Genomic DNA, 9,559 nt, shown 5'->3' with positions numbered 1-9,559 from the left:
TCCGTCAGGATAAGCTTGTCGAGCGTCAGGTCTGATACCGCACGCCTGAGCCGCTCATTTTCCTTCTGAAGCCGCCTAAGTTCCTTCAATTGGTCTACACCCATTCCGCCATATTGCTTGCGCCAGCGGTAATAGGTTTGCTCCACAACGCCGATCTGTCTGATCGCATCCAGACGCGGCATCCCTTGCCCCATCAGAACTTCAACCTGCCGCAACTTCGAGACAATTTCTTCCGGCTTCGGTCGCTTGTTTGCCATTCTTGGTCCTCCGTTTCCTAATCTTAACGGTGGGCCCATTCAAATGGGGAGGCTCAGCAGTGAGCAGCTTCCGGCAAAAGCAGACACTCGCGGAAAATGGCGCTATGATCGAGTCGCGGACAAAGCCGCCGTTCATAAACTCATAGCTTTTGGCTATTTGGCTGGATACACTCGACTTGTACGGAAAGCTAATTTTACCAAGAGGTATTTGTGTAAATGCGGGTTTTGTATCTTATTTCTTGCATGACGTTTGTTTGGGGGACCGCATCGTTCGCGCAAGTCACTCCGCCTGAAGCCAGCGATACATTTTTGAAAGGTCGGCCTTATTCTCCTAATGCCGATCGCGCCTACCCGGAGAGGGTTTTTTTCGGCGACACGCACGTACACACGGGTCTGTCGGCCGATGCCGGTGGCGGTGGAACACGCTTGATGCCACGCGATGCCTATAGATTCGCGCGTGGAGAACAGGTCACGTCTAACACAGGACAGCCGGTCAAGCTGTTCCGTCCTTTTGATTTTTACATGATTACCGACCATTCCGACGCGATGGGGGCAATCACGGATATTATCTCAGGGGCACCCAACATTCTGGCTGACGAGCAGGGGCGCGAGTTTCACAATGCCTTCAACGCCGGAGGTGAAGAGGCTCTGCGCGCCATGCAGCAACTCATCGCAAGTTTTGCACAAGGCACAGTTTCACCAGCGCTCAATTACCAGCCCGGCAATCCTGCGTTTGCGACAGTCTGGGGCAATCTTATTGATGCGGCGGAAGAGTTTAACGCCCCTGGCGTCTTCACTACATTCATTGCCTTTGAATGGACGTCGCTCGTCGAAGGCAACAATCTGCATCGCAATGTGATCTTGCGCGACGGCCCTGAAATTGCGCGCAAGATTCTGCCCTATACGACCACTCCTCCAATCGGTTCACCCAACCCACGCGACCTGTATGCTTGGCTGGAGAATTTCGAAGACACAACAGGCGGCGACGCACTAGCCATTGCGCACAATGGCAATCTTTCCAATGGTTGGGTTTTTTCCTTGGTCGATGACTTCGCCGAAGGAAAACCGCCATTAGACCGCGCATATGCCGAAGCAAGGTCGAAATGGGAGCCACTTTACGAATGGTCACAGATTAAGGGCGATGGCGAAGCACATCCGTTCTTGTCGACCGAAGATGAATTTGCAGACTACGAGACTTGGGATTTCGGAAACCTTGATGCCAGTATACCGAAAGAATCCGAAATGCTTGCAGGTGAATACGCGCGGTCGGGTCTTTTGCGCGGTCTCGCCCTTCAAGCAGAACTTGGCGTTAATCCGTACAAGTTCGGGGCAAGTGCTGCTACCGACACACACACCGGCCTATCGGCCGTGGCGGAAGACAATTTCTTCGGAAAGCATACTGCCTACGAACCCAGCGGTGAACGTGCCAGCCATATTGGGAAAACGTTTTCTGACGGCGATGTCGCGTACTACGGTTGGGGTTACAGCGCAGCTGGTTTGACTGCCGTGTGGGCGCGAGAAAACACCCGCACCTCCATATTCGATGCCATGGAACGTCGGGAAGCATATGGCACCACGGGTCCACGTATGTCAGTCCGGTTCTTTGGTGGCGACTATTCGGAAGAAGTAATCGCGCGACGTGATCTTGCAAGGATCGGCTACAGCGGCGGGGTACCTATGGGCGGCGACATCGCTGTCGAAGAAGGCGAAGCGCCCGATTTTTTGGTCTATGCCTTGCGAGACCCAGTCGGCGCAAATCTGGACCGCATCCAGATCATAAAGGGTTGGATCGATGCAGAGACAGGTGAAAAACAAGAGAAAGTCTATGACGTTGCATGGGGCGGAGACCGTACCCCAGACGAAAATGGTAATCTGACTGCAGTTGGAAGTACGGTTGATTTATCGATACCTTCTTGGACGAACACAATAGGAGCGTCAGAACTTGGCACGGTCTGGACAGACCCGGACTTCGACCCCTCGGAACTCGCTTTCTATTATGCCCGCGTTATCGAAATACCTACGCCCCGATGGACCGCTTATGATGCCATCAAATTTGGTGTTGAAATGGGCTCGGATGTGCCGATGATCACACAGGAACGGGCATACACCTCGCCCATTTGGTACACACCGCGCAACTGAGAACGGATATTGCACATTCGGAGGCAAAAGACCGCTTTGGGCTCGAAGCGGATGTTCGATCAAATCAGTTCAATGTCTGCTTTGCGGACAGAACGGACGGTCGATGCCGCCAAGCGAATGGCTGCCTTTGTGTTGAGTCGCCTATGGAAATTGCTTTGAGTTACGGTCGACCATTCACACAAGAGGTGATGGACTGACGGCAAACCGATGCATTGAAGATTAGGTGCGGCAGTCTTTACTATTCAGCAGCTCTTACGGATGCGTTGCAATCTTCAGTGGAATTGGGGAGCGACCGATCTACATCCTTCAAGTGACGCAACAGGTTGGCGATCTCCCCTCGTAGCCACCGATGGGCTGGATCATCGGTCTGCCAACGGTTCCATGCCACCCACAAAAGCGCGGGCTCCATGGAGAATGGCACGGGGTGGGTGGTCAAGCGAAACCTCCGTGCGACAGCACGGGCAAGTGTGCCGGGCAATACCGCCAAAAGATCGCTGCCTGCCACGGTCTCGTAGAGATCGCGGAAACTCCCTACCGATAGGGCGACACGTCGCGACCGGCCAAGAGTGGACAGCACTTGGTCTTCATAACTTGCGTGTCGTCCCTCGGACGAGAAGACAACATGGTCCATGTCACAATAGAGATCGATTGGGATATCGTCGCCTTCGCCGATGTCTGAGCGCAATAGCCTGGGATGATCGACCCGAGCTACCACTTGCCAGGCCGACCAAAACATAGGTTCCGCGGCGATTTTGGAAGGGATATTATGGGTGCAAGGAAGTGCTATATCCACATCCATACGACCCATCTCGTGCAGATTACCGGGATGAACCAAGTCAACAAAGCTCAATCGCATGTTGGGTGCCAGTTTGCCCAAACGCTGCATGAGTGCTGGCAACAACATGACGGAGAAGTAATCTGATCCGGAAATTCGGAAGGACGCATCACACTCAGCGGGATCAAACGGCCCGGCCCCTGCCAAGGTTTGTTCCAAGCCACTCAAATGTGCTCGGATCGGTTCCCGTAGCGCCGTCGCAAATTCTGTCGGACGTAATGCCGCTCCTTCACGAACGAAGAGTGGGTCATTTAAAGCCGTTCGAAGCCGACCAAGCGCCGCCGAAACTGCGGGTTGCGAAAGCCCAACACGGGATGCGGCGCGCGTCGTTGATCCTTCGATTAGCAACGCATCCAGCACTTTCAACAGATTGAGGTCAAAGGCTGCAAGGTTCATATCCGTCCCTCCCCAAAGTCATCTTGGCGTCAAGGCCTGAGTTTGTCACGTCCAGCGGCAGCCAAGGCCCTTATCCCAAGCAGTGATTTCTGCAGATGAACTCCGGGCACAAGTAACCTCACGAGCGCGGCCGGCCCTCGCCCCCAAGCCCAGCGGCTACTCGGCTGGTTGGTGCAGCGGGGCGTTCTCCGAAGCCCGGTCGTCGGAAATGCGCCCGGTGCCGTGTCGAAACACAACGAAGGCGAACAACGCCATGGACAGGACCGCAAGAATGGACCCGATCTGAGCTAGGACTTCGCCCCGTTCGGTGATTGCCATCACGATGCCCGGCGTCAGGACGAGAACAGTCGCAACCGTCACAACAAAGTGGATGTTGGCGAGCCGACCACCTGCAGCCTGCGGGGTCAATGCATAGTGAGCCCCAAAGATCGACATGGCGACAAAGCCAATCAGATTCAGGTGTCCGTGTGCCGGTGACATAGTATGGTCATGGCTGGCCGACATCTGGATTCCCCACACCATGGCAACCAGCGCGAATACCGCTGCAGGGCAAAGAAACATGTCGCGATATGTTTCATTCTCCCACCTCATCGTCATCGGCGCTGAGAGGCGGACCAATAAACGTCAGATTGTGCCGAGCCGCGCTTTCTTCGATTGCGGACATGTCCTCTGGAATACGGAATTGACCAACCGCCATTTCGGCAAAGAAGCCCTCAAAACCGCCAGGCGTCAGGATCACAAGGTGGCGAGAGGGGGCGTCACCAACGATACGAAAAGTGTGTTCTGTTCCCCGTGGAATGAACACAGTCTCTCCCGGACCCCGGATGAAGCGCTCACCCGCAAGCCAGAACTCCGCATCCCCGGTCAACATGACAAATGCCTCGTCGGCATCGTGATGGATGTGACGCGGCGGGCCTGAGTTTGGCGGTGAAACAGAGTCGGTGATCGACATTGCTCCACCTGTCTCAGCTGTGGTCAGTGTTGTGCGATAGTGGGTGCCGAGCCATTCAACGGCTCCTGGGCCCAAGCTGATATCTTTCATCGTTTCCTCCTAACAATCGTTGGAAACGAAGGCGCCTTCGTTAGGCAAAGGATAACGCATCGACGCCAATATGGATAATTGATTGTCTGTATGACTAAAATAAGTGGTGCGAATAATCCAGCGACGGTCTTTGCTTAATCGACACGTGGAAAGCAGTCTCGTCGGAATCGACGTATTGCCGAAAGCCAATGCTTCAAAGCGGACATCGAAAGGCGACGCAGCATCCGTCTCTCTGGGCTCAAGTCAGTCATCCGAGTCTTTCGGTCAGATGACGGCTTAGGAACGGATAGCGGTCATTGTTGGTGGTCATTCCGAGAAATTTCGCCTGAAGGTCTGCATTGAATGGCAGCGGACGTTCGCTGAAATCTGCTGAACGGCAGAGTTGCGGGACCAAGCCGACTTTGGGCTCGCTGCTGACGCGACGAATTCTAGTCTTTAAAAACAGCTCGGTCGCTCGCTAATAGCAGCTCCACCCATTCTGGAGCCCGTAGACCTGTGGCGACTCTTTCATCCTGTTTCTGCTCGGAACTCTTAATTCGTTCGAGGTTTTGGATCACTTCATCCAATTGCTCGAACGGTACGACAACAACGCCATCTTGGTCGGCCACAATCATGTCGCCGGTTTCCACTTCTTGTGCGCCAATTTGGATTGGAAAGCCAACCGCTCCTGGTCCCGACATGTGCGGCGATGCCGGGGTAATGCCGGTACACCAAACAGGTAAACCCACCGATACTATGCCATTATAGTCACGAAGCGGTCCGTCCGTGACGAACCCAGCCGCACCGGAGTTTTTCATCATTCCAATCAAACCGTCTCCACCAGCAGCACATCCGGAATGAGATGAAAACGATGATACGACGATGTCGCCGGGTCTTATGAATTTTAACGACGCGAATACTGCCAAAACATCTGCGGCACCGCATTCCGCAGTCAAAGCTGGTCCTGCCGCGACACATTCGAAGTCACGCCCCCCTCCAAAAGGCTGAATGTTGTTGGAGAGTGCGCCACCACCAAACATCGCATCAACCACAAAGCCTGTGGGAGCATCTTTAAAGGCTGCAATCTGCGCTTCAGTCGGGCGTCGAAGGGTCTTCTTTATAGTCAGTGTTGGCGGCGCTTCGATCACGTGGCAATTCCTTTCCTGTCAGATTTCAAGCAATCCTCACTCAGCCACGCTACGGGGCAAGCTACCTAATGTCGACTTGTGCAATGCTATCCGGCCTCTGAGCTCCTTCCAACATTATCTGCGTTGGGCACTTATGTCCGAGTTGTGAACCAAACGAACATAAATAATGCTTCATAGATATTTGCATTGAGCGTTGTATTCTCGGTGCAAAATATGAGGTCAAGAAATGTTCCGTTTAGCATCTATTCTTACAATTGCGTTTACCGCGGCGGCGTATGCTCAGGATCTGCCCAACACTCAACCGGGCGACAGACAGTATTCTCCATTTCCGCAGCATGACTTCCCAAATCAGGTCTATTTCGGCGACACCCATTTGCATACATCATACTCTGCCGATGCCGGTATGATCGGGAATGTACTTGGCCCTGATGAAGCGTACAGGTTTGCCAAAGGCGAAGTCGTTACATCCAGCACCGGTGTCGAAGCGAGGTTGCGCCGACCATTGGATTTTCTGGTTATTGCCGATCACGCCGAGAACCTTGGTCTTGCCCCGCTGCTCTCAGCCAAAGATGCCACGCTGCTCTCCACGGAGTTTGGCCAGCAACTGAACGCGGCTGTCGAGGCCGGTGATCCCGTTGGCGCATGGTCGATTTGGAGCCAAGCCAAGTCCACTGGCACAGACCCATTGGCGGATTATCAGGAGATTTACCAAACAGCGTGGAGCACCATTACCTCTGCCGCTGAGGCACACAACCAACCGGGTTTGTTTACTGCGCTTATCGGGTTCGAGTGGACCTCAAACCCACAGCGGAACAACCTGCACAGGAATGTCATATTCAACGGTGGCAAGGAGGGCGCTGACAAGATCATCCCGTTCTCGAACTTTGATAGCTTCGACCCCGAAGACCTTTGGGCATGGATGGAGCAAGCCGAAGAAACAACAGGCCAAAAGCTGCTTGCGATCCCGCACAATGGCAATTTGTCCAACGGGTTGATGTTCGACGAAGTGCGCTTGTCCGGCGAACCGTTCGATGTTGAGTATTTCAAACAGCGTGCCAAGTGGGAACCGATCTACGAAATCACGCAAATGAAAGGTGACGGCGAAGCACATCCCATGCTGTCACCAGACGATGAATTTGCTGACTTCGAAACGTGGGACAAAGGACAACTCGGACCAGAACCGAAGACACCTGAAATGCTTCCGCGCGAATACGCACGCGCGGCATTGCGTCGTGGACTAGGATACGAGGCGGAAACTGGGACAAACCCGTTCAAGTTTGGCGTGATCGGCTCAACTGACGCTCATACATCGCTGTCCACGGTTGGCGAGGACAATTTCTTCGGGAAAGTCGCGGCTGTTGAACCTACTGCTGACCCGATCCGATTTGAAGAGGTCGTCGGCGGTATTGGTGGTGACGAGAGTGTTGCCCAATATGCATGGCAAACATCGGCCTCGGGTTTAGCGGCAGTTTGGGCAAGAGAAAATACGCGCGAAGCCGTTTGGGACGCTTTTGCGCGGAAAGAGGTGTATGCGACCACAGGGCCGCGTATGCGCGTTCGCGTTTTTGCTGGATACGAATTTAATGAAACCGACCTGCCGCGCGCTGACTTTGCTGAGTATGGATATGAAAACGGCGTCCCGATGGGAGCGGACTTGCCAGCGAACAGCGACGGTCGCGCTCCGCGCTTTCTCGTCCGGGCGCTTCGTGACCCAGATGGTGCAAACCTCGACCGCATTCAGATTGTCAAAGGCTGGCTGAACAGCGACGGCACGACGTCGGAACGTGTTTATGATGTAGCTTGTGGTGGGCGTGAACTTATTGACGCGGCGTGTGACGGACTGGTTGGGAATACGGTAGATGTAGAAAACGCGTCTTGGACAAACAACATCGGACAGGCAATTCTCGCTGGATATTGGGAAGACCCCGATTACGACCCGATGCAAAGCGCGTTCTACTACGTCAGAGTGTTGGCAATACCAACACCGCGTTGGACGACATATGATGCCAAGGTATTTGGGACAGAAATCCCTGACGAAGCACCGCGCTCAATACAGGAGCGGGCCTACACATCGCCAATTTGGTACACCCCTGAGGGATGATTTTTGAGTGGCTCGAAACTGCTATTCAACTTAGTCCGCAACGGGCTCGGTGCGGTCATTCGCTGAAATGCCGCGAGCGACCGCAATGCGGACGAAGATGCCTCAAGCCTTTCAGGCAGAGATCATGACTTCGCCCTCAATTTCCATTGCGAAACCCAGCGGCAGTCCAGACACACCGATAGCGGAACGCGCATGGCGACCGATGTCTGGGCCGAACACCTCAATGATCAAATCGCTAAAGCCATTTACCACAACATGTTGATCCGCGTATCCGGGCGCAGATGTCACCATGCCAAAGACGCGGACCCATCCAACAATTCTTGACAGCTCGCCTATTTCTGCTTTCAGGTTAGCCAGCACCGTTAGTGCCACTTCGCGGGCCTCTGCATATGCTTGATCCGTAGTCATTTCGGCTCCGACAACTCCAAAGGGCCCGGCCAGACTACCATCCATTGCGTTTTTTGGGTGACCTGAGAAAAGTGCACGGTCACCTCTGACATTAACAAATTCGAAGGGTATGTGCAGGCCATCCGGTAACTTGGTAGGCGCAGGCAACTTCAAGCCCAATTCTTCAAGCCTTCTTTCTGGCGTAGACATAGTAAACGCTCCAACTAATGCATGACCTGCAAGCTAGACCGAAAGAATAACAATGTCATCTTCGGGGCTCGATGCCGCCATTCGGCAAAATTTAATGAATGCCTGCTGTGCGGACAAAGCAGCCATTCTATACTTCGACATCGAGGGAAGTGATCGATCCATATCTGCAATTTTTGATGATCGGTTTAGTCTCCTCTCTTTTTAGGATTGCCTACAGGTGATCGGTCAAAGATCTGTTCAACTCGGCACGCAGTACTTTGATGAAGTCCCTTTCCAGACGCGATTGCAAACGGTTGTCTCGGTAGAGAATGGAAATTGGCATCGGTTGCTCTTGCCAATCATGCAGCAACTGGGTCAGACGGCCTTTCGCCAAGTCTCCAGCGGCAGCAATAGTCGTGGAAATTGCCACGCCGCGGCCTGATATGGCTTCATTCGTAACGTCACGAACATCATCAATTGCAAATTGCGGTTCAAACGATTGGGCCCAGTTCCTGCCGTCTTCATGACGCAGAATAAGTGGCACGTGTGGGCCGGGTGCGGTCACGATATGGTCGCTGAGTTGGTCAGGATGCGCAATTTCGGAATGCGTCCCCACATATTCCGGTGAGGCGACCAGAATGCGGCGGGTATGCCCTACTCGAGCAGCGATCAAGTCACTGTCGGGTAGTCCGCCTATCACCAAGGCCAAATGCGTATCGGTGCCCAGACGTTGGATGGGTTGATTATTTAGCGCCAAGTCAAATTTCGTGTTTGGGTGCGCTTCCAAGAAGGCACTGATTGTTTGTCGTACACCCATATGCAACAAGCTGGCGGGCACATGCATGGCCAGGTGTCCAGCGTAGTCTGAATGCCAATCATCCAATTCATTCAAGGCCTGCGCCACACTCTGCATCGCCGGTCGAAGGCGCGCGTTCAACTCATCGCCGCGTGGTGTCAAGGAAAGCCGATTGGCGCCGCGATCAAACAGCTTCTCTCCAATGGCCGCTTCCAGATTAGCCATTCGGCGGCTAAGGCTAGGCTTGGGTGTCCCATCTTCACGCGCGGCGGCCGCGATGGAGCCATGAT

At 53.9% G+C, this 9,559-nt stretch carries 9 protein-coding genes; 2 read left to right on the top strand and 7 right to left on the bottom strand.

The window, feature by feature from the left end; translation table 11 throughout:
- On the bottom strand, positions 1–257 hold a 257-nt coding region (locus tag RUA4292_RS05865), incomplete at its 3' end, for a transposase (protein ID WP_058276760.1).
- 243 nt (positions 258–500) lie between these two features.
- Between RUA4292_RS05865 and RUA4292_RS05860 the strand changes: the two genes are divergently transcribed.
- Entirely contained in the window at positions 501–2,396 is a 1,896-nt protein-coding gene (locus RUA4292_RS05860) for a DUF3604 domain-containing protein (RefSeq protein ID WP_233493364.1), read from the top strand.
- 238 nt (positions 2,397–2,634) lie between these two features.
- Here the strand turns inward: RUA4292_RS05860 and RUA4292_RS05855 are convergent, their stop codons facing one another.
- The 4 genes from RUA4292_RS05855 to RUA4292_RS05840 all read right to left on the bottom strand — a co-directional run bounded on the left by RUA4292_RS05855 (position 2,635) and on the right by RUA4292_RS05840 (position 5,796).
- On the bottom strand, positions 2,635–3,627 hold the full coding sequence (locus tag RUA4292_RS05855; RefSeq protein ID WP_058276759.1) for a LysR family transcriptional regulator: 993 nt from the start codon (positions 3,625–3,627) through the stop codon (positions 2,635–2,637).
- A gap of 156 nt (positions 3,628–3,783) precedes the next feature.
- A complete protein-coding gene (locus RUA4292_RS05850) occupies positions 3,784–4,188 on the bottom strand; it encodes a hypothetical protein (RefSeq protein WP_058276761.1) in 405 nt (134 codons plus the stop codon).
- 13 nt (positions 4,189–4,201) lie between these two features.
- Positions 4,202–4,669, bottom strand: a complete 468-nt coding sequence (locus RUA4292_RS05845; RefSeq protein ID WP_058276758.1) for a cupin domain-containing protein — start codon at positions 4,667–4,669, stop codon at positions 4,202–4,204.
- A 428-nt stretch (positions 4,670–5,097) separates the two neighbouring features.
- Positions 5,098–5,796, bottom strand: coding sequence for an RraA family protein (locus tag RUA4292_RS05840; protein WP_058276757.1), 699 nt, complete (start codon positions 5,794–5,796; stop codon positions 5,098–5,100).
- Between the two features lie 226 nt (positions 5,797–6,022).
- Here RUA4292_RS05840 and RUA4292_RS05835 point away from each other — a divergent pair, with 226 nt between their 5' ends.
- Positions 6,023–7,897: a DUF3604 domain-containing protein gene (locus tag RUA4292_RS05835; protein ID WP_058276756.1), complete on the top strand. Its 1,875-nt coding sequence runs from the start codon at positions 6,023–6,025 to the stop codon at positions 7,895–7,897.
- A gap of 111 nt (positions 7,898–8,008) precedes the next feature.
- Here the strand turns inward: RUA4292_RS05835 and RUA4292_RS25180 are convergent, their stop codons facing one another.
- Entirely contained in the window at positions 8,009–8,350 is a 342-nt protein-coding gene (locus tag RUA4292_RS25180) for a RidA family protein (RefSeq protein WP_267885448.1), read from the bottom strand.
- Between the two features lie 355 nt (positions 8,351–8,705).
- On the bottom strand, positions 8,706–9,559 hold an 854-nt coding region (locus RUA4292_RS05825), incomplete at its 5' end, for a LysR family transcriptional regulator (RefSeq protein WP_058276754.1).

The sequence above is a fragment of the Ruegeria atlantica genome (assembly GCF_001458195.1).
GTDB classification, from domain to species: domain Bacteria; phylum Pseudomonadota; class Alphaproteobacteria; order Rhodobacterales; family Rhodobacteraceae; genus Ruegeria; species Ruegeria atlantica.
This window is presented reverse-complemented; position numbering and strand designations above follow the sequence as displayed.

What these genes read in the sequence shown, in the direction of transcription:
- RUA4292_RS05860 (WP_233493364.1), top strand. Translation starts at nt 501, where the DNA reads ATGACGTTTGTTTGGGGGACCGCATCGTTCGCGCAAGTCACTCCGCCT.
- RUA4292_RS05855 (WP_058276759.1), bottom strand. Translation starts at nt 3,627, where the DNA reads ATGAACCTTGCAGCCTTTGACCTCAATCTGTTGAAAGTGCTGGATGCG.
- RUA4292_RS05850 (WP_058276761.1), bottom strand. Translation starts at nt 4,188, where the DNA reads ATGTTTCTTTGCCCTGCAGCGGTATTCGCGCTGGTTGCCATGGTGTGG.
- RUA4292_RS05845 (WP_058276758.1), bottom strand. Translation starts at nt 4,669, where the DNA reads ATGAAAGATATCAGCTTGGGCCCAGGAGCCGTTGAATGGCTCGGCACC.
- RUA4292_RS05835 (WP_058276756.1), top strand. Translation starts at nt 6,023, where the DNA reads ATGTTCCGTTTAGCATCTATTCTTACAATTGCGTTTACCGCGGCGGCG.
- RUA4292_RS25180 (WP_267885448.1), bottom strand. Translation starts at nt 8,350, where the DNA reads ATGGATGGTAGTCTGGCCGGGCCCTTTGGAGTTGTCGGAGCCGAAATG.